Annotated in this window: 21 protein-coding genes; 7 read left to right on the top strand and 14 right to left on the bottom strand. The window is 72.0% G+C overall.

The window, feature by feature from the left end; all coding sequences use genetic code 11:
* Window positions 1-11: 11 nt before the first annotated feature.
* A complete protein-coding gene (locus tag IPK37_08685; protein QQS02365.1) occupies window positions 12-353 on the bottom strand; it encodes a hypothetical protein in 342 nt (113 codons plus the stop codon).
* A gap of 622 nt (window positions 354-975) precedes the next feature.
* Window positions 976-2307 carry a serine--tRNA ligase gene (serS, locus tag IPK37_08680; protein QQS02364.1) on the bottom strand — a complete coding sequence of 444 codons (1332 nt, stop codon included), beginning with the start codon at window positions 2305-2307 and terminating at the stop codon, window positions 976-978.
* A 37-nt stretch (window positions 2308-2344) separates the two neighbouring features.
* Here serS and IPK37_08675 point away from each other — a divergent pair, with 37 nt between their 5' ends.
* From IPK37_08675 to IPK37_08665, 3 genes are read left to right on the top strand one after another with little or no spacing between them, the layout of a single operon-like run.
* Window positions 2345-3562, top strand: a complete 1218-nt coding sequence (locus IPK37_08675) for a diacylglycerol kinase family lipid kinase (GenBank protein ID QQS02363.1) — start codon at window positions 2345-2347, stop codon at window positions 3560-3562.
* Window positions 3559-4359, top strand: coding sequence for a phosphatase PAP2 family protein (locus tag IPK37_08670; protein ID QQS02362.1), 801 nt, complete (start codon window positions 3559-3561; stop codon window positions 4357-4359). The genes IPK37_08675 and IPK37_08670 overlap by 4 nt, the downstream gene beginning before the upstream one ends.
* A gap of 21 nt (window positions 4360-4380) precedes the next feature.
* A complete protein-coding gene (locus tag IPK37_08665) occupies window positions 4381-5160 on the top strand; it encodes a phosphatase PAP2 family protein (protein QQS02361.1) in 780 nt (259 codons plus the stop codon).
* Between the two features lie 146 nt (window positions 5161-5306).
* Here IPK37_08665 and IPK37_08660 read toward each other — a convergent pair whose 3' ends face one another.
* The 7 genes from IPK37_08660 to IPK37_08630 form a co-directional block, all read right to left on the bottom strand.
* The gene (locus tag IPK37_08660) at window positions 5307-6545 is read right to left on the bottom strand and encodes a hypothetical protein (GenBank protein QQS02360.1); all 1239 of its coding nucleotides are present in this window, start codon (window positions 6543-6545) and stop codon (window positions 5307-5309) included.
* On the bottom strand, window positions 6545-7768 hold the full coding sequence (locus tag IPK37_08655; protein QQS02359.1) for a hypothetical protein: 1224 nt from the start codon (window positions 7766-7768) through the stop codon (window positions 6545-6547). Before IPK37_08655 ends, IPK37_08660 begins: the two co-directional genes overlap by 1 nt.
* 132 nt (window positions 7769-7900) lie before the next feature.
* On the bottom strand, window positions 7901-8323 hold the full coding sequence (locus tag IPK37_08650) for a hypothetical protein (GenBank protein ID QQS02358.1): 423 nt from the start codon (window positions 8321-8323) through the stop codon (window positions 7901-7903).
* A 51-nt stretch (window positions 8324-8374) separates the two neighbouring features.
* Entirely contained in the window at window positions 8375-9109 is a 735-nt protein-coding gene (locus IPK37_08645; GenBank protein ID QQS02357.1) for a hypothetical protein, read from the bottom strand.
* Between the two features lie 167 nt (window positions 9110-9276).
* On the bottom strand, window positions 9277-10866 hold the full coding sequence (gene hcp, locus IPK37_08640) for a hydroxylamine reductase (GenBank protein ID QQS02356.1): 1590 nt from the start codon (window positions 10864-10866) through the stop codon (window positions 9277-9279).
* Between the two features lie 229 nt (window positions 10867-11095).
* Complete coding sequence (locus IPK37_08635) at window positions 11096-12019, bottom strand: topoisomerase II (protein ID QQS02355.1); 924 nt, start codon at window positions 12017-12019, stop codon at window positions 11096-11098.
* Window positions 12020-12022: 3 nt separating this feature from the next.
* Window positions 12023-12439 (bottom strand): ATP-binding protein, encoded by a 417-nt coding sequence (locus tag IPK37_08630; GenBank protein QQS02765.1) that lies wholly within the window; start codon window positions 12437-12439, stop codon window positions 12023-12025.
* A gap of 199 nt (window positions 12440-12638) precedes the next feature.
* Here IPK37_08630 and IPK37_08625 point away from each other — a divergent pair, with 199 nt between their 5' ends.
* Together IPK37_08625 and IPK37_08620 are read left to right on the top strand one after the other, a co-directional pair.
* Window positions 12639-13262: a methyltransferase domain-containing protein gene (locus IPK37_08625; GenBank protein ID QQS02354.1), complete on the top strand. Its 624-nt coding sequence runs from the start codon at window positions 12639-12641 to the stop codon at window positions 13260-13262.
* Window positions 13259-13984, top strand: a complete 726-nt coding sequence (locus tag IPK37_08620) for a hypothetical protein (GenBank protein QQS02353.1) — start codon at window positions 13259-13261, stop codon at window positions 13982-13984. The genes IPK37_08625 and IPK37_08620 overlap by 4 nt, the downstream gene beginning before the upstream one ends.
* An 89-nt stretch (window positions 13985-14073) precedes the next feature.
* Here the strand turns inward: IPK37_08620 and IPK37_08615 are convergent, their stop codons facing one another.
* The 4 genes from IPK37_08615 to IPK37_08600 form a co-directional block, all read right to left on the bottom strand.
* Complete coding sequence (locus IPK37_08615; protein ID QQS02352.1) at window positions 14074-14466, bottom strand: type II toxin-antitoxin system VapC family toxin; 393 nt, start codon at window positions 14464-14466, stop codon at window positions 14074-14076.
* Complete coding sequence (locus IPK37_08610; GenBank protein QQS02351.1) at window positions 14463-14699, bottom strand: hypothetical protein; 237 nt, start codon at window positions 14697-14699, stop codon at window positions 14463-14465. The genes IPK37_08615 and IPK37_08610 overlap by 4 nt, the downstream gene beginning before the upstream one ends.
* Window positions 14700-14828: 129 nt before the next feature.
* On the bottom strand, window positions 14829-18473 hold the full coding sequence (locus tag IPK37_08605; GenBank protein QQS02350.1) for a proline dehydrogenase family protein: 3645 nt from the start codon (window positions 18471-18473) through the stop codon (window positions 14829-14831).
* A 94-nt stretch (window positions 18474-18567) separates the two neighbouring features.
* Window positions 18568-19515 carry a hypothetical protein gene (locus IPK37_08600; GenBank protein QQS02349.1) on the bottom strand — a complete coding sequence of 316 codons (948 nt, stop codon included), beginning with the start codon at window positions 19513-19515 and terminating at the stop codon, window positions 18568-18570.
* A 312-nt stretch (window positions 19516-19827) separates the two neighbouring features.
* Between IPK37_08600 and IPK37_08595 the strand changes: the two genes are divergently transcribed.
* Both IPK37_08595 and IPK37_08590 read left to right on the top strand, forming a co-directional pair.
* Window positions 19828-20148, top strand: coding sequence for a hypothetical protein (locus IPK37_08595; GenBank protein QQS02348.1), 321 nt, complete (start codon window positions 19828-19830; stop codon window positions 20146-20148).
* A gap of 207 nt (window positions 20149-20355) precedes the next feature.
* Window positions 20356-20676: a hypothetical protein gene (locus IPK37_08590; protein ID QQS02347.1), complete on the top strand. Its 321-nt coding sequence runs from the start codon at window positions 20356-20358 to the stop codon at window positions 20674-20676.
* A 408-nt stretch (window positions 20677-21084) separates the two neighbouring features.
* Here the strand turns inward: IPK37_08590 and IPK37_08585 are convergent, their stop codons facing one another.
* Entirely contained in the window at window positions 21085-22197 is a 1113-nt protein-coding gene (locus IPK37_08585; GenBank protein ID QQS02346.1) for a hypothetical protein, read from the bottom strand.
* Window positions 22198-22580: the final 383 nt, after the last annotated feature.

The following is a 22580-nucleotide window of genomic DNA, read 5'->3' as shown; positions in this document are numbered from 1 at the left end:
GGCGGGGAGGGTCACGGCGCGCCGTCGGGGAGAACTGGGCTCGCCGGGGAGAGCGGCTCGTTCGCCACGGCCGGGCCGGTCGGCCAGATCACCTCGGCCCGCCGGCCCTCGTCGGTCACGGTCACCAGTACGACGTACAGCCCCTCCTCGACCCGCGTGGCCCAGACCCGCTTGCCCTGCCCGAGCAGCACGGCGTCGCGCGCGAGCGGCCACCCAAAACGGCGCCCGTCGCCGGTGCGAACCTCGGCGCGGCGGCGCCGGTACTCCGCGATGACCACCACCTCGAGCAGAGGCTGCGTCCCGATGTCGGCGAGCACCCGGCGCCGCCGCGGGCTGACCTTGCGGCCCAACAAAGCGATGCGGTGCTCGAGAAGGCCCGGGCCTGATCCTCCGACAGTTCGCTGTGCCCGTCGCCGTCGAGGGCGGCGACGGGAGCGACGTACGCCGCGGGGGCCGGCCGATACAGCCGGCAGCCCTTGCCGGCGAAGCCCTCTGGGCTCCCCGGCAGCGTGCTGGCCAGCGCGGCGACCACCGGTCCCTCCGTCGGGTCGGGCAGCACGAGCACCGCGCCCTCGCGCAACCGCGGCAGGATGTCGGGCGCCACCCGGAACCCCCACAGCGCCCCGTCGTCGAGCCGGATGATCACCTCGCCCAGCGCGGCCTGCTCGACGATCGCCCGCCGGAGTGGCGCGTCCGAGCGGAACCGTCGGCGGCTCGCCCAGCGGCCCGTGAGCCACGCCAGGACCAGCGCGAGGGCGACAACGCGCACCCATGTCGAGGTGTAGAAGTTGACCGACATGATGAGGATCGGGACGAGCTGGATTCACGAGTAGCCCCGGCTTCGGTCCCACGCGGCCTTCAGCGCGCGGCGGGCCTCCGCGTCGCCGCTCTCGCCGATCTCGCCCGGCCTGTCCAACTCGCCCGTCTCGTTCACCCCCGAACCCGCACCCCGACGCGCTCAGCCCAACCGGCGGCTCAGCGTCCGCCGGGCACGAGCAGGTCGACGCCGAGGTAGGGCCGCAGTGCCGCCGGCACCGCCACGGTGCCGTCGGCCTTCTGATGGTTCTCGACCAGCGCGACCAGCCACCGCGGCGACGTCGCCAGCGTTCCGTTCAGAGTCGCCACGATCTCGGTGCGGCCCTCTCGCTTCTCCCGGATGCCCAGTCGCCGCGCCTGGAACGTGGTGCAGTTCGACGTGGAGGTCACCTCGCGGTACTTGCCCTGCGTCGGCACCCAGGCCTCGCAGTCGAACTTGCGCGCCGCGGGCCCGCCGAGGTCTCCGGCGGCGACGTCGATGACCCGGTACGGCACCTCCATCAGGTCGAGCATCTCCCGCTCGAACCCCAGCAGCCGCGCGTGCTCGGCCTCGGCGTCCTCGGGCCGGCAGTAGACGAACATCTCCACCTTCTGGAACTGGTGGACCCGGATCACGCCCTTGGTGTCCTTGCCGTAGCTGCCCGCCTCCCGGCGGTAACACGTCGACGGGGCGCAGTAGCGCTTCGGCCCGGCCGACAGGTCGACGATCTCGTCGGCGTGGAAGCCCGCGAGCGCGACCTCCGAGGTCCCGGTGAGGAACAGGTCGTCATGCTTGAGCGTGTAGACCTCGTCCTCGTGCGCGTCGAGGAAGCCCGCGCCGGCCATCGTGCCCCGGTTGACGAGGGTCGGTACGGCGAGCTGGGTGAACCCATTCGCGTACGCCGTGGCAAGCGCCAGGTTCATCAGCGCCGCCTCCAGGCGGGCACCCTGCCCGACCAGGTAGTAGAACCGCGACTCGGCCACCTTGACGCCGCGCCCCATGTCGACCGCGCCGAGGCCCTCGAGGAGGTCCAGGTGGTCGCGCGGCTCGAACCCGTCGGCCGCGAAGTCGCGCGGGGTGCCGTGCGTCTCCAGCACGACGTAGTCGTCCTCGCCGCCCGCCGGGACGCCGTCGATGATGACATTGCCGACCCGCCGCATGAGGGCGCCGAGCTGGGTGTCCGCGTCGCCGGCCTCGGATTCCAGCTGCTTGACCCGGTCGGACAGCTCCCCGGCGTACCGGCGCGCCGCGTTGGCCTCGCCCTCCATCCGGGCCAGCATCTCGGCGCTCTCGCCGCCCTTCTTGGCGCCCTGCAACCGGCCCATCGCGGCCCCGACCTCGCGGCTGGTGGCCTTCTGCTCGGCGCGGCGCTGCTCGAACTCCGACAGGGACTCGCGGCGTCGCCGGTCGGCGTCCAGGATCGCGTCCACGATCCCCGGGTCCTCCCCGCGGGCGACCTGCGAGGCGCGCACCGAATCGGGGTTGTCACGGAGCAGCTTGATGTCGATCACGAGCCTCAGCGTATCGGCGGCGCCACAGCCGACACGAATGCGTTTGCTGCCACGGCAGTTCCGGCGCGGATTGAAAGGGGGCTGTTCAGGGTACTTTCAAGGGGTGAATGACCTGACCGGAGTGATCGCCATCGCGGTGCTGGCCGTGGTGGCGATCGTCGTTGCCCTCGTGAGCTCACGCTCGGGAAAGCAGGTGCCGGTGCCCATGCGCACCCCGCCGACAGACCCCGCGGCCCCGGCACCGCGCGACCGTCAGCTGGCCGCGGTGATCGTGAACCCGACGAAGTTCGACGACCTGGACCAGGTGCGAGCGACGCTGGCGCGGGTCTGCGAGGAGCGGGGCTGGCAGGAGCCGATCCTCATCGAGACGACCGAAGACGACAACGGGACCGGTCAGGCCCGCGAGGGGATCGAGCGGGGCGCCGACCTGATCTGCGCGCTGGGCGGCGACGGCACGGTGCGCGCGGTGGCCGCGGCCCTGGTCGACAGCGATGTACCGCTCGGTCTCCTGCCCGGGGGCACCGGCAACCTGCTGGCCCGCAACCTGGACCTGCCCATCGACGACATCGCGGAGGCGTTCCGCGTGGCGCTGGACGGCGACGACCGACCCATCGACATCGGCACCATCAACGTGGTCGTGCCCGGCGACACCCAGGACCAGCCGAAGGACTACGTCTTCCTGGTCATGGCCGGCGTGGGCTTCGACGCCGACGTCATGGCCCAGGCGCCGGAGGATCTCAAGGCGCACATGGGCTGGGCGGCCTACCTGGTCTCGGGGCTGAAGAACCTCGACGGCCCCCGCTTCGGCGTACGGCTGGCGTTCGACGGCAAACCGGCCAAGCACCGCGACATCCGCTCGATCATCGTCGGCAACTGCGGGCGGCTGCAGGGCGGGGTCGAGCTCCTCCCCGACGCCGAGGTGGACGACGGCGCCCTCGACGCCGTGGTGTTGTCGCCCAAGGGCGTCGTCGGCTGGGCGGGGGTCGGCGCGAGCATCCTGACCAAGCACCGCAAGGGCCATCCCCGCGTCGAGCACCACCGCTGCGAGCGCCTCACGGTCACCCTCGACCAGGGCCAGGAGGTGCAGTTGGACGGCGACCACATCGGACCCGGGCTGGTCCTGACGTTCGGGGTGCGCCAGCACGCGCTCGTCGTACGAGTGGTCCCGCAACCCACCGACGCGGATGCCGCCGACGCCGCGGACGCGACCGACACCACCGGCGCGGTCGCCGACGCGCCGGCCAAGGCCCAGTGAGCGGCCCGGAACTCGACGCGGGGACCCGCGGGCCGGAGGAGGTCCGCCGCGCCGCGACGGAGCCCACGGAGACCACCGAGTCCGTCGCCGGGACCACCCGCGGCGACCGCTGGCGGTCGCACGCGCGCGCGGCGGCGCCTCGTCTCGGCCGGGGGCTCGCCACTGCCGTCGTCACCTGCCTCCCGGTCGGCGTGCTGGCCGTGATCGTCACCCGCAAATGGGGTCCCCTGGTCAGGCTGGACAACGAGCTGATCCGCCAGGCCACGAACGTCACTCGCGACGACGACGGCCTGCGGACCGCGCTCCTGAACTGGCAGGAGGCGTTCGTCCCGCAGCACGTCTACCTGCTGGCCGTCCCCGCCGTCGTCTGGGTGTGGCGATCCGGGCTGCGCGCCCGCGCCCTTTGGGGGCTGTTCACGATGCTGATCGGCTGGAACCTCGGGCTACAGGTCAAGCTCATCGTGGAGCGGGCCCGACCGGTGTACGACGACCCCGTCAGCTCCGCTCCCGGGTTCAGTTTCCCGTCCGGGCACGCCTTCAACGCCGCCATGGCGACCGCCACCGTCCTGGTCATGATCTGGCCGTTGCTCTCCGAGCGGCCCCCGTGGATCCGCTGGACCGTGGCGGCGATCGGCGCGGCCTTCGTCGTGCTCACCGCCCTGGACCGGGTGTTCCTGGGGGTGCACTTTCCCTCGGACGTCACCGCCGGGATCCTCCTGGCCGCGGGACTGACGACGGCTTCGTACGCCGGATTCCGGCACCGCCCCACCACCAAACCGGCCGCGCGCCCCGCGTGACCCGCGCACTAGGAGCACCTCATGCAGCACAGCGACTTCGGTGGGCGCGCCGAATCCCCGTCTCGGACCGATCCGTACGCCCGGGAGCACGAACCTCGGCCGACCGTCGGCGAGGTGGCCAAGAGCCTGCTCAAGCGGGCCGTCGTGCCGGGGATCATCGCGGCCGTGGTGCTGTTCGTCATCGGACTGCTGATCGTCAAGGTCTGGGACGCGCTGCCCGCCGAGGACGAGGTCAACCGCCAGGTGGCGGCGGGTCGTACGCCGACGATGGACGCCGTCACGCACGTCTGGTCCACGTCAACCGACACGTTCTTCGCCATCGGTTTCGGGATCTTCTACTCGCTGCTCGTGTGGCTGCTGACCAAGAAGTGGTGGCTGGCGCTGGCCCCGATCTCGGCATTGACGCTCGAGTCGTCGGTGTTCGTGCCGGTCACCAACCTCACGGACCGGCCGCGCCCCCCCAAGGAACTTCACCTTGACGCGGCGCCGCCGACCTCCAGCTACCCCAGCGGGCACACGGCGGCGGCGTTCGCGCTGTACTGGACCCTCGCGCTGCTGGCGTTCCGGATCCGCAACCGGGCGCTGCGCCTCGTCGTGCAGGCGGTGTGCCTGGTGTGGCCGTTCCTGGTGGCGTACGCGCGGGAGTACCGCGCCATGCACCACGCCTCGGACATCGTCATCGGCGCCCTGTTCGGCATCTGGTGCGCGTGGATCATCACGCACGCCATTCCGGGCGCCTGGCCGTGGGGCCGCACCAAGGTCGACGAGGAGGTCCTGGACCGCGAGGCGGGCCTGGCCTGAGACTGCTGCGCCGCTAGGCACCCATGCCGCACCCGGCCCGTGAACAGCGGGCAGACCCACGACCCACACCCGTGGGCAGCCGTCAGGACAGGTTATGCGTCGGTCTGACGACGCGTCATCTGCCCTGACAGCTGCCCAGAAGGTGCTCAGCCGTCGTAGCGCTGCAGGGTGTAGACCGGCCCGGTGGGACTGAAGTCGAAGGTGACCGCCCACGCGGTGTTCTGATTCCGCTCGGCGATGACCAGCTCGGTCCCCTGACCAGGGTCTCCAGGAATGGGGCGCTCCGCGCCGCTCGGGGACCTGAGCGCGAAGCTTCCCTCAGTGAATCGGGCCGGGCCGGGGACGAATGGGCTTTTCGGGGCGGTGTAGTCATAGCCGCCCAGGATGATCGAGCCGTTCTTGAGCTGTGCGGAGGCACTCGTCAGCACCGAGGAGACGCACGGTTCCTCCCCACGAGCGGACCAGATCTTGCAGGCAGGGAAGCTGCCGAGGGAACCGTCACCCCCCACTGCCAGATGGCGCCAGCTCGAGTCGACGTAGAAGCCTCCCACCATGCTGGACTGGCCACCGTCGCCAAAGGCCACGCGCGTCCCGGCGGTCCAGCACCCGTCGACATAGTCGAAGGCTTCATGGACTCGCTGGATACGGGCCAGCACTGACAGGCCCCCCTCGACGACCACAATCTCTTCCGGCGAGAAGTAGGTCAGCGAGTCGGGGACGGGGGCACCGAGGTCGGTCCAGCGGCCTTGGGCGTACCGGTAGATGTGCGGAGCCTGGCGCCACCCGGCGCGCAGTGCGGCGTACAGGGTGCCCCGCGACGGCGTCGTGAGGGCGCTGGCGGCCATCGGCGTACCGTCCGGCCCCTTCGGGGTGACGACCGGCGTCCAGGTAGCGCCGTCGTAGCGGCGCAGGGTGCCGGCTGCGCTCAGCCACACGTCGTCCCGCGCGGTCGCGGCCATCGCGATCCCGCCGGGGCGCGAGCCTGGCGGGGCGATCTCCGTGGTGCTCCAGCGTCCCGACTTCAGGTGCTCCAGCCGGATCGGCTCCGCCGGCCCGCTGTTCTCCACCAGCCACAGCTCACCCCTGGAGGGGGACACGCCGGCGATCGGCCGATCAACGAGCCGACGCACCGGGACGAAACCCCTCGTCCCCTTGGTGGCCCGGCCGCGGCCGGCCGGGGTCGCCAGCCGCTCCGGCGTACCGCCCTCGTCCGGTCCCCCCTCCGCGACCCTCGCGACGGCCCCCTGCGCGTACGACGCAGCGGGCGCCCACCCGGCCATGCCACCGAGCAGGCTTCCCGCCACCACGACGCCCAGCACCGCCGAGCCAGTGCTCCGCCCCCGCCGGGCGCCCCGCCCGAGCGGAGCCAGACGTCGAGCCGCCATCAGCCGTCGTAGCGCTGCAGGGTGTAGACCGGCCCGGCGGAGCCGTACTCGTACGTCACCGCCCACGCGGCGTTCTGATTCCGCTCGGCGATGACCAGCTCGGTGCTTCGGCCCGGGTCGCCGGGGATGGGGCGCTCGCTGCCGTCGGTCCCCCGCAGCGCGAAGGTGCCTTCGACGTCGCGCTGCGGCGGCGCCGGCGGGCTCTGCGGCGTCCGATAGTCATGGCCGCCGAGCACGATCGTACCGTTCTTGAGCTGAGCGGAGGCGCTGGCGACCACCGAGGAGACGCACTGTTCGTCGCCCTTGGGGGTCCACTTCTGGCAACGCGGCAGCTGACCTCCGAAGCCCGACCCGCCGAGCACCAGGTGACGCAACGCGGAGCTCACGTAGTAGCCGCCCACGGTGCTGTACTGCGCACCGCCGTTGAAGCCCACCTGGCGCCCGGGCGACCAGGACCCGTTCACGTAGTCATAGGCGTCGATCGCCCGGTAGTTGTAGGCCAGCACCGACACGCCACCATCGACGACCACGATCTTCATCGGGCTGAAGTACGAACCCGCCCCCGCAGGTACGCCGAGGTCGGTCCACCGGCCCTGGGCGTGCCGGTACACGTGCGCAGGGTCTTGCCACCCGGCGCGCAGCGCGGCGTACAGGGTGCCCCGCGACGGCGCGGTCAGGGCGCTGGCGACCATCGGCGTACCGCCCGGGCCCTTCGGGGTGGCCACCGGCGTCCAGGCGGCGCCGTCGTAGCGGCGCAACGTCCCGGCGGCACTCAGCCACACGTCATCCCGGGCCGTGGCGGCCATCGAGATCGAGCCGCGGTCGGAGCCGGCCGGCGCCGCCTCTTCGGTGCTCCACCGCCCCGACTTCAGGTGCTCCAGCCGGATCGGCTCCGTCGGCCCGCTGTTCTCCACCAGCCACAACTCACCCTTGGACGGGGACACCCCCGCCAGCGGCCGATCGACAAGCTGGCGCACCGGGACGAAACCCGCCGACGCCTTCTCCGCCGCCTTGGCAGTCCGGCCGCGGTTCGCCTGGGTGGCCAGCTCTTCCGGCGTACCGTCCTCGTCCTGCACTCCCGGCGCCACCTGCGCGAACGCCGCCGGCTGCGCTGCCGGTGCCTCCTGCGGGTACGCCGCAGCCTGCGCCCACCCGGCCGTCCCACCGACCACGCCGCCCGCTACCGCGATCCCCACCACAGCCGCGCGAAGTCTTCCCCTCATGTCCTGCTCCCCCACTCCCGCCGTCCCACCCGACGTGGGGCGGACGTGGCCAGGGTAAGTCGGACTCGCACAGGAAACACCTTGCAACCCAAAGAAATCCGACAAAAGTCGGCCAGCGCGGCGGGCGCCCGATCAGCCCTCGTAGCGCTGCAGCGTGAAGACGGGCCCCGTCGGCCGGTCGACCACGGTGACCGCCCAGGCCGCGTTGTGGTGCCGCTCGGCGATCATGAGCCCGGTCCGCGAGCCGGGATCGCCGGGGATCTGCCGCTCGACGCCATCCGTGCCGCGCAGCACGAACGTCCCCTCCGTGGCGACGCCCTTCCCGGGTCCCGGCGGGTACCACGGGGTCCGGTAGTCGTTGCCGCCGATGACGATGGACCCGTTCTTGAGCTGGGCGGAGGCGCCCGCGACCACCGTGGATTCGCACTTCTCGGTGCTGCTGGGCGACCACCGGCGACAGGTGGGAAGCATTCCCCCGAAGCCGGCTCCCCCCAGCGTGAGGTGCTGGAAGCCGGAAGAAACGAACAACCCGCCGACAACGCTGTACGACCCCATCCCCCGGGAGCCGACGCTGAACCCCTGCGTCCACGAACCCTTGAGATAGTCCTACACCGTGCTTCCACGCTGCCAGTCGACCAGGACGGAGACGCCGTCATCGACCGCCACGACCGCCCGCACGACGAAGCGCGCGGTCGACGATCCCCCCACCGATCCGAGATCGGTCCACGCCCCGTTGGCATACCGCAGGATGTGGCCACCCGCCGGCCACGACCTCGCCTGCGCGGCGACGTAGAGGGTCCCACGAGCGACCGTCGCCAGAACCCCGGCACTCACCAGGGTGCCGTCCGGGCCGGGGGGAAGTGCGACGTTCGACCACGTGCTGCCGTCGTAGTGGCGAAGCTTCCCGGCGAGGCTCAGCCAGACGTCGTCGCGGGCCGTGGCGGCCAATTCCTCCCGACCGTTTCTCTCCCCGGCCGAGGCCACCTCCTGGGAAGTCCACCTCCCGGATTTCAGGTGCTGCAGGGTTAGGCCGCTCGCAGCGTTGCCCTCAAGGAGCCACAGCTCCCCCTTGGCCGGCGCGACCATGGCCGCGACGCCGTACGGGAGTTCGCGCACGGGCACGAACCCCGCGGACTTGCGGGGCTTGCTGTCGTCCCGGCCTCGATCGGCGCGACCCTCCGGCCCGGTCGACGTACCCGTCTCGTCCTGCTCCACCGGCGCGACCGAGGCCGTCGAAACCACCGGCCCCACCGGCCCCGCCGGCGCCGCCTGCGCCACCCCGCACCCCAAACTCGCTGCCGCCGCGATCCCCACCACCGCCGTGCGCATGCTTCCCCGCATGGTCCCGCTCCCGCGCTCAGCCGTCCCACCCGACGTGGGGCGGACGCGGCCAGGGTACGTCGGCGCCCTCGGGAAACACCCTGCGACGCAGCGGAATTCGACCAAAGACGGCACGACAGGGCCCGGCACCGAACAGCGTCGGCGCCGGGCCCGAGAGGTGATCCTCCTCAGCCGGCCATGGCCGCCAGGTCCGCGTCGGGGGTCGAGATCGGGCGGATCCCGAACTGCTCCACGAGCACGTCGAGCACGTCCGCGGACACGAACGCCGGCAAGGACGGGCCGAGGTAGATGTCCTTGATGCCCAGCGACAGCAGGGACAGCAGGACGCAGACGGCCTTCTGCTCGTACCAGCTCAGCACCAGCGTCAACGGCAGGTCGTTGACCCCGCACTCGAACACGTCCGCCAGGGCGCTGGCGACCTTCACGGCCGAGTACGCGTCGTTGCACTGGCCCATGTCCATGATCCGCGGGAACGGCCCGATGGCGCCGAGGTCCAGGTCGTTGAACCGGTACTTGCCGCAGGCCAGCGTCAGGACCAGCGAGTCCGCCGGAGTCTGCTCCACGAGGTGGGTGTAGTAGTCCCGCCCGTGCTCGCGCCCGTCGCAGCCGCCGACGAGGTAGAGGTGCTTGACCAGCCCGTCCTTGATTGCCGCGACGACCTGGTCGGCCACGGCCAGCACGGCGGCGTGGCCGAACCCGGTCATGAGCTGCGACCCGCCGTTGAGCCCGGTGAACGTCTTGGCCTCGGCGTACCCGCCCAGCTCCTTGGCCCGCGCGATGACCGGGCCGAAGTCCTTCCACCCCGACTCGTCGGCGGGCACGTGCGCCAGGCCCGGGTATTCGACCACCGACGTCGTGAACACGTTGTCGGCGTAGCTGTGCTTGGGCGGCATGAGGCAGTTGGTGGTGAACAGGAACGCGCCGGGCACGCCCTTGAACTCCTTCTGCTGGTTCTGCCAGGCGGTGCCGAAGTTGCCCTTGAGCATCGTGTACTTCTTCAGCTCCGGGTAGCCGTGCCCCGGCAGCATCTCGCCGTGGGTGTAGACCGCCACACCCTCGGGCTCGCACTGCTCCAGCAGCATCTTCATGTCGTGCAGGTCGTGGCCGGTGACAACGATGAACGGCCCGGGCTCGACGGTCATCCCGACCGGGGTGGGCTCGGGGTGCCCGTACGACCCGGTGTTGGCGTTGTCGAGCAGCTCCATACACACGAAGTTGTCCATGCCGAAGTCGTGCACGAGCCCGAGCCATTCCTCGACCGTGTGGTGGCGACCGGCCGCGGCCAGGTGCCGGACCAGCGCCGCCTCGACGCGGGCGTCCCGGTAGCCCAGCACGTACGCGTGGTGCGCGTACGCCGCCATGCCGCGCAGGCCGAGCACGATCAGGCTGCGGCAGGAGCCCTCCACGCCGTCCTGGCCGAAGATGTCCTCGGGCCCGGAGACCGCCTCCAACGCCAGGCCCGCCGCGGCACCGGCGCCGCCGATCGCGAGCCGGGCTGCCTGCGCCCGCGCCGCCAGCTGGCTGGAGTTCTCGGCGCCGAAGCTCACGTTCGTGACCGTGGTGAACAGGCCCTCCATGATGAGCACGATCTGCTCGGTGGTGGGCTCGGCTCCGCTGGCCGCCATCGCCGCACCGAGCCGCATCAGCTCGTAGGTCAGCTCGTCCTGCGCCGCGGCGGTGGCCGGCAGCTTGCCGCAGGTGCCCTTGGTGACGCAGCCGGTGCCGTGCGCGGTCTGCTCGCACTGATAACAGAACATGGGCCGTCGTGCTCCTTCGTGGGGTCGTCCTCGATCAGCCCCACCCTAGCCGCGCCCGATGTCATTTAGAGGAGTCGCGCGTGAGTCGTTGGTCACGCCCGTACGGCGCCGCGGTTGCCCGGGTTCACGCAGCTCCAGCGCGCATTAGCAGGGTCGCCGTCCGGCGAACCGGGCCCTTGGTCCCGCACTGTGCTGAATAAAAAGGAGGAGGTTGGCGAGCCTGGGCGCGTCAGCGCAGCGTGAGCTGCCGGCTCAGCAGGCCGTTGCGCGCGCGTCGCTCCTCCGCGGACAGGGGCGCGTCGGGCAACGCCGCGTCCATGGCCGCCACGAGCGTGGCCAGCGGCCGTTCGTACGCCGCCGCGTCCTGCGCCGGATCCAGGTCCCAGACCGGGCACAGGAGCCCGGCGGCCCGGAAGGCGCCGAGCAGCCGGGTGCCGTCGCCCAGGGTGTCGGCGCCAGCGGCGTGCAGTCGGGCGAGGGCGTTCGTCGCCACGTCCTCGTCGTGCGGCAGGATCCACCGGATGTGGGTGCGCTCGCCGACGCGACACCAGTACGCCGAGTCCGCCGCGGCCATCTTGACCGTCGGGATGATCGCCGCATTGGCCTCCTCCAGCGAGGCCTTGGCGTCCGCCTCCAGCGTGGTGTCGGGGGCGATCCAGAAGCTGAAGTCCTCGTGCACGGTCACGGCAAGCGGCTCGTCGTTCTCGACCAGATCCTGCAGCCGGGGCGTGGCCGCGGTCGCCGGCGGCAGACCCGACACCGGAGTGCCCGGCTCGGCGGCGAGAACCGCGAGCAGCGCCTGGGCGACGTCGCGGGAGGGGTCGCCGCCGGACTGGACGGTCTGCAGGGCGACCATGGCCCGGCCGTCGGCGCGCCGCAGGCCGGGCCAGGCCATCGGCAGCACGGTGCAGAGCGTCACGTCGCGGGGGGCGTCGGGCGGGACCCCGGGCAGGTCGGCGCGCAGCGTCAGGGGCGCGGTCGCCGCGGGCACGATCTCGCGCATCGCCACCCAGTTGATCTCGCCGGGCAGGTCGGCGAAGGGCCGTACGACGTACGGCGCGGGCGCCGGCCGCGTCCCGGTGCCGCCCGAAGCGCCGGCGACGGCCGCTTGCCCGGCGGCCGCTTGCCGCTTCTTGCGGGATGCCTTGCCCATGGGTCAGAGCCGGCGGCGCCGCGAAGGCCCGCCGAGGGCGGCCCAGACGGTGCGGCCGTTCTTGTCGTCCTGCGCGCCCCACTCGTGCGCCAGGCTGCGCACGATCCGCAGGCCCCGGCCGCTCGCGGCCCACGGCGAGGGGGGCACCGGCCGCACGGAACTGGGCCCCCCGCCGTCGCTCACCTCGACCTCGACCGTGCCGGACTTCACCTTCCAGCGCACCCGAACGCAGCCGTCGCCGAGCGCCTTCGCGTGCTTGACAGCGTTAGCAACGAGCTCGGACGCGACGGTCTCGACCTCACCGATGATGACCGGGTCGATGCCGCGGGCGACCAAGTCCTCGTTGAGGATGGCCCGCACCAGGGGCACCGACTCGACGGCGTGCGGGATCCGTACGCTGCGCTGACCTTCGGTCTCCACGTGTCGCCGCGTGCCGGGGTTTTGAACCGTCGTGTCCACGCCCGTCTCCTCACCCGTTGGGCGGGCCGCCGGTGCTAACCGCTGTGCGCACCGCGAGCCGCGTCTCCCGGCCACGCTAGCGAAACCTGGGGCCGTACGCACACCCCCCTTCGGCGACCTAGGCTGGCAGCATGCACGTCGCCTCGCGGCGGTCGACCCCATGACCGACCCGGCCCCCGGCAGGGCCCGAGCCGCGCTCGACTTCGAGCGCCTCTACGTCGCCGACCCCGATCCGTGGGAGGTCGGCACGAGCTGGTACGAACGGCGCAAGATCGCCCTCGTGCTCGCCTGCCTGCGCCGCGAGCGCTACGCGCAGGCGTGGGACGCGGGGTGCGGCACCGGCCACCTCACGGTCGGCCTGGCGGGCCGCTGCGAGCGGGTCCTCGCCACCGACGCGGCGGCCGAGGCGGTGCGGATCACCCGCGCCCGGGTCGCCGAGTGGCCGGGGGTCGCCTGCGTGAGGTCGGCGCTGCCGGCGGCGCCCACCCCCGACGTACGACCGGATCTCATCGTGCTCTCGGAGGTGCTCTACTACCTCGACGCGGCCGACCGCAGCGCCACCTACGACCTGGTCAGCGCGATCGCCACGCCCGACGCGGACGTGGTCGGGGTGCACTGGGGGCTGCGCAGCGACGGCTACCGGCAGACCGGGGCCCGCACGCAGCGCGAACTGGGCGACGCCCTGGCCGAGCGGGGGTGGACCCGCGTCGTGACGCACACGGACGAGGAGTTCCTCGTCGGTGTCTGGAGCCGCGCGCTCCCCGAGTGGGTGGGTCGGCCATGACAGCGGCGGCGCGGTTCCTGGACCTGTGGCTGGACGCCCACGACGTACCGGCCGTCGCCCGGTTCTGGGCGTCGGCGCTCGACATGACGATCGAGTCCCCGGTGAATGACGCGGTGCGCCTGGCGGGCGAGCATGCCTGGGACGCGCTCTGGATCCGCCCGGCCCCGCCGCACGCGCAGCGGTGCGCGATCCACGTCGACGTCTCCGCGGAACACATCACCCGGTTCCTGGAGCTAGGCGCGCAGGTGGTGGACGCGTCGTCGTACCCGTGGGTGGTCCTCGTCGGACCGGAGGGCTGCGAGATCTGCGCGTTCCCGGTCGAGGGGCCCGGTCCGAGCCCCGGGCTGCGCCGGGCGCGCCGCATCCTCGACCTCGTCGTGGACACCCCCGATCCCGGCGTCGCGGCGGCGTGGTGGGCGGACCTGCTCGACGCGCCGTACCACGCCTCCGCGGACGACGACTACGCATGGGTCGAGCCCGTGCCGGGGGCCCTCATCGACTCGCTGGTGTTCGCCCGGCAGGACGCGCCGAGCGGGGAGGGGGTCTGCCGACTGCGTCCGCGCGTGGCGACCCACGATCTCGGGGCGCTGTTCGCCCGCGGAGCCACGCAGGCCCCCGCGCCCCCGACCCCGCGGCCCACCGAGACCATGCTGCGCGACCCCGCGGGCAACGAGTTCCTCGTCCACGTCGCCGAGCTGGTGGTGCGCCCCGACGACGAATAGCCGGTCGTCCCCGCCAACCCTGACCCGTACGACGAGGCGCCGGCACCAGCCGTGACCCTCAGCCGGCGGGGCAGTGACCGTCGGCGTCGTTATCCGAGCGCCTCGATGCGGCACCGCAGCCCCGTGGCGCGCGCCAGGCGCCGATCCAGCGTCACCAGCGTGGCGTCGAGGATCTCGGCCAGTGCGACGTACGCCGCGTCCCAGCCCCGCACCCCGTGCCGCAACTCCCACGCCCGGGTGAGCAGCGCTCGATGACCGAAGCGTTCACCCGGCCACGAGCGGAGGTCCTCGACGGCCAGGGCGGCCAGCGTCTCGTCGATCGTCCCCGCGAGATAGTCGCGGCGGATCAGCCCGAACACCTCGATGTCGACGATGTGCGGCGCGGCCTGTTCGGGATCGATCGCGAGCCGTTCGCGAATGGCCTCGGCGCGGGGGGTGTCGACAACCACTTCATACAGGCATGACGCGTCGACGACGATCACGCCGGCCAGTTCCCGCGGAGTTCGTCCAGAGCCTCGAGCGTGTCGCGCGGCGTGCGCGCACCCGACCGACGACGCGTGCGGTCGAGCCACTCGCCCACGGTCGGCCGGGCCGCGAGGCGCTCGGCCTCCTTGCGCAGATATTCCGGGACCGACAGGCCCGCGTCGGCGGCGCGGCGCGCCAACGCGTCATACACCTCGTCGTCGACGTCGCGGATCTGAATGGTTCGGGGCATGTTTGCAGCATAACATGCAGACTTGCATCACTTCCGCGGAGATTGCAGCGGGCTCGGAACGCCGTACGCCGGGTGCTCACGACGTACGGCGTCTGCGGCCGCGCCGCGCCACCGCGGCGGGACGGTGACTCACTCGACCGGGTGACCGCCCGCCTTCGTCCCAGCGACGTGCCCGAACCGGTGCATCGTGCGGCTCACCGCCTGCTCGCGGAGCAGGACGAGCAGCTCGCGCCGACCCGTCGCCAGCACCTGACCGGCGAAGACGGTGATCCCGGTGCCGTCGGCCTGCGCCAACTCGCGCACGAGGGCCGGGTCCTCGCCGACGATGCGAATGCGGCCGCCGCCGACCTCCTCCCGGTCCACGCGGGCCAGGAACTGGGCCGTGGTCTCGGCCCGGTCGACGTGCGGGTTGAGCACCCGCAGCGCGGCGCTCGTCTCGTCGTCGCGCCCGTCGAGGCCCTTGAGGTGGGCGGAGGTGTCCGGGTCGAGGCTCACCCGCACGGGGGTCCCGGTGGCGACGCCGCCGAGGATGACCCGCAGCAGCTCGGCGATCCGAGCCCCGGGGCAGGTGCGCACCCACACGAGCGGCTGGTTGCGGTAGCGGAAGACGTTCGACTCCACGACGAGGTGCGACTCGTCGATGGCCCGGCCGAACTCGGTCTCGATCGCGTGGGCGTCGCTGCCGACCGCGGCCCGCAGCCAGGTGCGATCGGCGCGCTCGTCGAGGAGCGGCAGCAGGCCCTTGAGCGCCTGCCGGGTGGCCCCGTCCGGATCGCCGAGGCGCTGCGGGGCGCCGCTGGGTCGCCACGTGCCGAGCTGCGCCACGTAGTTCGGCCCGCCCGCCTTCGCGCCCGGCCCCAGCACGGACTGCTTCCATCCGCCGAACGACTGGCGCCGCACGATCGCGCCGGTGATGTGCCGGTTCACGTAGGCGTTGCCGATCTCGACGGCGTCGAGCCAGCGGTCGATCTCCTTCTCGTCGAGGCTGTGCAGGCCGCCGGTCAGGCCGTACGCCGTGGCGTTCTGCAGCTCGATCGCCTCGTCCAGGTTCCGGGCGGTCATCAGCCCGAGCACGGGGCCGAACACCTCGGTGAGGTGGAAGAACGATCCCGGCGCCACGCCCTCCTTCAGACCCGGCGACCACAGCCGGCCGGTGTCGTCGAGCCGGCGGGGCTCGACGAGCCAGGACTCGCCGGGCTCCAGCGTGGTGAGGGCGCGCAGCAGCTTGCCCTCGGGCGGCTCGATGACCGGGCCCATGGTGACGCCGAGGTCGTCCGGCCAGCCGACCCGCAGCGAGCTCACCGCGTCGACGAGCTGGCGCCGGAACCGCTCCGAGGTGGCCACCGAGCCGACGAGGATGGCCAGGGAGGCGGCCGAGCACTTCTGGCCGGCGTGCCCGAAGGCCGACTTGACCAGGTCGGCCACGGCCAGGTCGAGGTCCGCCGCCGGGGTGATGACGAGGGCATTCTTGCCGGACGTCTCGCCGTACACGCGGGGTCCGGCCGCCCGGTCGGTCCGCCACGACGCGAACATCGCGCCCGTCTCGCTGGAACCGGTGAGGATCACCGTGTCGACCTGGGGGTGCGCGACCAGCTCCCGCCCGATGTCGCGGCTGCCGACCCGCACGACCTGGAGCGCCTCCCGCGGAACCCCCGCGGCATAGAGGGCCTCGGCGCCGACCTCCACGCAGCCCACCGTGGGGTGGGCCGGCTTGATGACGACCGCCGACCCTGCGGCCAGTGCGGCCAGGACGCCACCGAGCGGGATCGCCACGGGGAAGTTCCACGGGGGCGTGACGAGGACGACCTTGTCGGGGGTGAACGCCGCACCGTCGCAGGACGGCCCGTGCTCCAGGCCGAGGGCGCTGTCGGCGTAATAGGTGGCGAAGTCGATCGCCTCGGACACCTCGGGGTCGCCCTCGGCGACGGTCTTGCCGCCCTCGTGGGCCATGATCGTGAGCAGCTCGGCGCGGCGCGCCTCGAGCTGACGGCCGGCCTCGCGCAGCACTTTGGCCCGTTCGATGGCCGGCCGCGCGGCCCACGCCTCCTGCGCCCGGACGGCAGCCTCGACGGTGCGGCCCACGTCCTCGCTGGACGCCAGGATCGGGCTCGTCAGCGGCTTCGGCTCGGCGTCGAGGGCGGCCCGCGCCCAGGCGCGGGTGGTGGGCAGCGCGGGATCGGAGTCGGAGGTGTTGGCGAACGTGTCGGTGATGGGCCGCCGTTGCGTCGACCGACGCGCCCCGACGGGTACGTCGAGGGCGCGCTCGACGCTCGCCCGGAACCGGTGCTCCTGGTCGGTCATGGGCGAGTCGTGCCCCGCCCCGCTCGCCGTACCGCTCGGTCCCTCCCGCCCCGGCGCTCCGGGCGCCGGCGCCCCCGACTCGGGTGCGCCCGGCCGCAGCACGCCTGGCTGCGGCAACCCTGGCTGCGGCGCTCCCGGCTCCGGCACCCCAGGCTCCGGCGCCGCGAAGAGCGCGTGCAGGAAGTTCTCCTCGCTGGCGTTCTCCTCCAGCCGCCGAATCAGGTACGCCACCGCCGCGTCGAAGTCCTCCGGTGCGACGACCGGGGTGTAGAGCAGGACCGTGCCCACGTCGTCCTTGACCGCGCGGGACTGCGAGGGCGCCATGCCCTGCAGCATCTCCACGTCCAGCGCGTGGGCCACGCCGCGGCGCTCGCTGAGCAGGTGCGCCATCGCGACGTCGAAGAGGTTGTGGCTGGCCACCCCCAGCCGGACGGCGTCGACGAAGTCCGGGCGCAGGCAACGCTCCACGCAGCGCAGGTAGTTCGCGTCGACGTCGTCCTTGGTGGGATAGGGCGCCTGCTTCCACCCGTGGATGAGCGCCTCGACCTGCTCCATCGCGAGGTTGGCGCCCTTGACCAGGCGGATCTTGATGCGAGCCCCGCCCCGGGCGCGACGGTCCTGCGCCCAGGCGATGAGGCGTTCCATGGCGGGCAGGGCATCGGGCAGGTACGCCTGCAGCACGATCCCCGCCTCCAGGTCGAGGAACTCCTCCTCGTCGAGCAGGCGGGTGAACAGCTCCATCGTCAGGTCGAGGTCCCGGTATTCCTCCATGTCGAGGTTCACGAAGGACTTCGGCGACTTGGCGGCGGCGACCCGATACAGCGGCCGCAGCCGCTCGATGCACCGGTTCACCGTGCCCTCCGTGTCCCAGGTGGAGATCTGGGACACCAGCGAGCTCACCTTGATCGAGACGTAATCCACGTCGGACCGCTCGAGCAACTGCGTCGTACGCCGGGTGCGGCTGGCCGCCTCCGCTTCGCCCAGCACGGCCTCACCGAGGAGGTTGACGTTCTGCCGGAAGCCCTGCGCCCGCTGCGCGGCGAGGTGCTCGGCGAGCGCGGGGTCGCGCGCATCCACCACCAGGTGGCCGATGATCTGGCGCAGCCGCCAGCGAGCCAGCGGTACGACGAGCGGGGGCGCCAGCGGCGCCGCGACGGTGCCCATCGCCAGCAGGCTGCGATCCAGCCGTCCGAGGAATCCCTTGGCGTCCTTGGCCGACATCCTGGCCAGGTCGCGGGCCGCCACGCGGCTGTCCTCCGGGCGGGCCACCCGGTCCACGAACTTCACGGCCAGGTCCAAACCGGTCTCGTCGCGCACGAGCGAGGCCAGCTGGGTGGTCGTGGCGCGCTCCGCCGGGGTCTGTCCGGCCTCGGTGGCGGCGTACCAGCGGTGGGCGAGCGCGACGGACTCCTCGACGAGGGAGGCGAGGGACTCGGGGCCGGTCTGCAGTTCCGTGGCGGGGGCGTCGGTCATGGCAGTCAGTATCGTGAGCCGCGGGCGCCGATGCCGCTTGAACGAGCCTGGACCGGCAAAGGTCACACCGGGATTGGAGCCGGCCTCGGCCGGGTCAGCTGTCGCCGCCGGGGGCCGCCAGGGAGGCCCGCACCAGGTCGACCATCGCGTCGATGCCGGCCGCGTTGGGGTGGACGCCATCGGACAGCAGGACCTCGACGTTGTGCGCGTCGCCGCGGAACAGCGAGTCCCAGCGCACGAGGTGCAGGGCGGGCGTGCGGGCGGCCTTGGCCTGCAGGACCGAATTGATCCAGGCGGTGTTGCGCTCGTCGGCCGCGGACTGTTCGGTGGTGGGACGCCGCGAGTCGAAGGTGTTGACCCAGATGATCTCGCGCCCCGGCCCGATCCCGTCGATGAGGCGGTTCATCTGCCGCTCGAAGAGCGGCGGGTTGAAGATGTCGTTGGTCCCGCTCATGACGATCACCCGCGGCGGGAGGCCGTGCTTGCGCTTGATCTCCAGCAGGGCATTGGCCGTTCCCTCGGTCGCCCGCCCCGGCCACGTGTCGTAGACGCACTCGTCCCCCGACGTACGCCGCAGGTCGGCCACCAGATCCCGGACCACGAACGTGGCGATGGAGTCACCGACGACCAGGCAGCCGTTGCTCGCGGCGGCCGCCGCGGCGAGCTGGTCCGGCGGCGAGGTCTCTCGGTGGTAGACCCCGTAATCGCCGTGGTAGCCGCTGCCGTAGTCGCGGTCGGGGACGCGGATGATGACCGCGTTCGGATCGCCGTAGTCGTCGGTCGTCAGCGGCAACGGGGGCGGGCCCGCGCTGGGGGTGGCCTGGACCGGACGGTCCGTGGCGTAGCTCGGACCGGCGGCGCCCCGGGCAGCCGGTGCTGCCGGTGCAGCCGCGGCGGCGTCGCGTCGGGCCTCGGCGAGGGTCGGCACATCGGTGGCCGCAGGGGACGCGCCGAGCCGGGAGATGCCGGCCGTTCCCGCCGTACCCACCAGGAGCACGGCGGCGACGCCGACAGCGACGCCCGGCCGCAGCTTCCGCACCATCCATCCTCCGCGTCGAATAACCCTATGCACCAAGACGATAGCTGCATTCTCGCGCGCTTCCTAGGCGTTCTCACCGGGCGCGTGCGACGCCCGGCGCCAAAGCCTCGACCGCGCTCCGCCGACCGCCCTCGAACTGGTGATTCGTCCAGATCACCGCTGGCTGTTCCGGGGAGAGCGACGCATTTCAGGACATTCGTCTAAGACGTCGGAACAGTTCGCCGATAGGAGTGTCGGACGCACGTGGGAATGCGTTCGTTATTGGGGATCGTTCGGCGCTGGGTGCGCCGACGCAGTTTCTTAGGGGATTCAGTCATGGACACGCACAGCGCGATGATCGGCCCACGCTCGGCCGCCTCCGCCCTTCAGGCCGTTCGCGACGCGGAGACGCTCGCGGCGTACATCGGCACCTGCCCGACCTGCCTGGGATGGGACGATCCGGAAGCGACAAGCAACGAACGTACGCCGGAGCCGGGACGGGCCGTCTGCCCCACGTGCGGACTGTGTTCCGTGGAGTGGGACCTGGCCGTCGCCATTCAGGCCGAATTGGATCGGATCACGCGGCTTGACCGGCTGGATGCGGCCGTCCAGGCCGTCGACGAGGCGCCGGCCAGGACCGTGGCGCTCCCTGAATGAGGCCGGCCGAGAGGCCGATCCGGGCAAAGAACCTGCGGCTGCCCCGCTGTTCACCATGGGAAGTCAAGGGGAGATTCAAGGCGACGGTAAACATCGTCAAGAGTTGTTAAAGCCCCGGTTTCCGCACTTAGCCAGCCGAATTGGCGGCCGACTTGCAGGGCGTGACGGCAGCCAACGCCACCCACGAATGAAGCAGGGGAGAGAGTCATGAGCCGCATGAGCGCCACGATCAGCAGGCCCACCATCGAGCGCGGTCGTCGCACCGCCGCTGCGGCACGGGCCGCCGCCTCCTGCGAGATCCCGGCGGCGGTTCCCGCCACGTCCGGTCAGGTGACGGCCGCGTGCCCCACCTGTCAGGCCGCGGGTGACTCGGCGATCGACGTCCTGCCCGGCGCGAGCCACCCGGGCGTACGTCCGGCGCAGTGCCCGACGTGCGGCGTCACCTCGATCGAGTTCGGTCTCGTCCTGGCCATCGATGACGTCCTGGTCGAGATGACCGGCCTGGACCGCCTCGACAAGGCCCTCTGACTTCCTCAGCGCGCCGTCGTGCGGTCGGCGCCTTCGCAAGACTGCGGCGGACCCATCGTGGGGGTGGGTCCGCCGCAGTGTCATGTTCGCCCCGTGAACTTTCTGACCAGACGCAAACAGGCCCGGACGAGCAGGAACGCGAAGCTCCTGTCTCATCCGGGCCTGTTCGCTCCCCGTCCCCCGTAGCGGGAGGGTGACCGTCAGGTCAGGTGCCGAGTCCCCTGTTACCCGGCTCCATCAGCATGCGGCGCGGCCCGGGCCCCGAGCCAGCCGAGACGGCGAGAATCCCTCGTTCGCCGGGGTGCGGGCCGTGACATTCCGACGAAAGTTGGATCACCCGTCCAAGACGGCGCTCGCCCTCCTCGGACGACGAGACGGGCGCGGAGTCGGGCCGGCCACGCGGGCCCGTTACTCGGGCGACGCGGGCGGGGCGTCGCCGGGACGGTGCGGAATGACCGACCGGACGACCCAACGGTCTCCCTCGCGGCCGGCGCTGAACGTGCCCCGCAGCAGGGACAGCCGCTCCTCCAGGCCCGGCAGGCCGAGGTGGGTCGATGAGATCGAGCCACGCGCGCGGTGATCGGTGACGGTGTTGGCGACCACGATCGACAGCGCCGCGCCGTCGTCCACGACCTCGATCGACACCGAGGAACCCTCGGGAGAGTGCTTGACGATGTTCGTGGCGGTCTCCCGCAGCACCCGGTCCGCGGCCAGTTCGACGCTTCGCGGGAGGGCCCCGGCCTGACAGGACGCGGTCACCTCGTGGCCCAGGCCGCGGAGCTGTTCCGCGATCGCCTGGACGACCGAGGCGACCGAGGCCTGCTGCGCCGCGGCCGTCTCAGGCAGGACGTCACTGGTGCGCAGGACGAGCAGCAACCTCTTGAGCTCGTCGAGGGCGCGCCGCGACGTTTCCTCGATGACCTGGCGGGCCGCGGCGACGTCGTCGGGCTCCGTGCTCATCCGCATCAACGTGGCCTGCATGGCGATGATCGTGAGTTCGTGGGCCACCACATCGTGCAGTTCACGGGCCAGCAGGGACCGTTCGCGCTCGCGGGCGAGTTGCGCCTGCTCCGCCAGTTCCGCCACCCGCAGCTCGGCGGCCTGGCGGCGTCGGACGGCCGCGCCCACCACCCACATCAGGCCGACCAACAGGCCCGTCGCCGGGAACTCGGCGAAGAACAGCTGTCCCGTCAGGTCCGGTCGGATGGTGAGCGTGAAGGTCTTAGCGGCGAAATACACGCCAAGGGTCGCCGCCACGACCCGCCGGTCCGCGCGATAGGCCGCCGCTCCCGCGACGATGACGGTCGCGAGCATCAGCGAGTTGCGCATGTCTCGCATGATCGGCTCGCCCACGTGAGCCAGTTCGAAGGCCTCACCCGCCGCCGGGAGGGTGAGCAGGAAGACCGGGGCGAACCGACGGTTCAGCGCTACGCCGATGAGCGGCGCATACATGCCGAGGGCCGCCACCACCATGGCCAACCGAGTCACGCCTGGGACGTCGGCGACGAACGCCGCGATCACGAGGCTGGAGCTGGCGATCGCGGCCCACCCGATGACTCCGATGGCAAGCCATTGGGTCGGGCTCAGAGACGTGAGGCCAAGCCGCGGAAGGTGAACCTGCCGCCCGCGGTCTGGGGTTCGCCCGATCAGGGCCTTCACCGGGTCCTCCCTGATCGAGAGAAGGTCAATCAACAGGAACGCCCTCGCGCGGCGAGGTCAGGGGCGGCGGGTGATCCGCGCCTCGCTTGTGGGGGCCGCACTGCCCGGATCGCGGGCGGCGCAGTGAGCCTCAGGCTGTGGTCACGACCAGTGTGCACCCCGGCCAGGAGGGAAACCGGTCGCACCACCAGTTGTCGGTCACCGCGCCGATGTCAGGCACAGCCTCAGCGGCGGCGCCTGCGGGG

It is taken from the genome of Austwickia sp. (assembly GCA_016699675.1).
GTDB lineage: Bacteria > Actinomycetota > Actinomycetes > Actinomycetales > Dermatophilaceae > Austwickia.
This window is presented reverse-complemented; position numbering and strand designations above follow the sequence as displayed.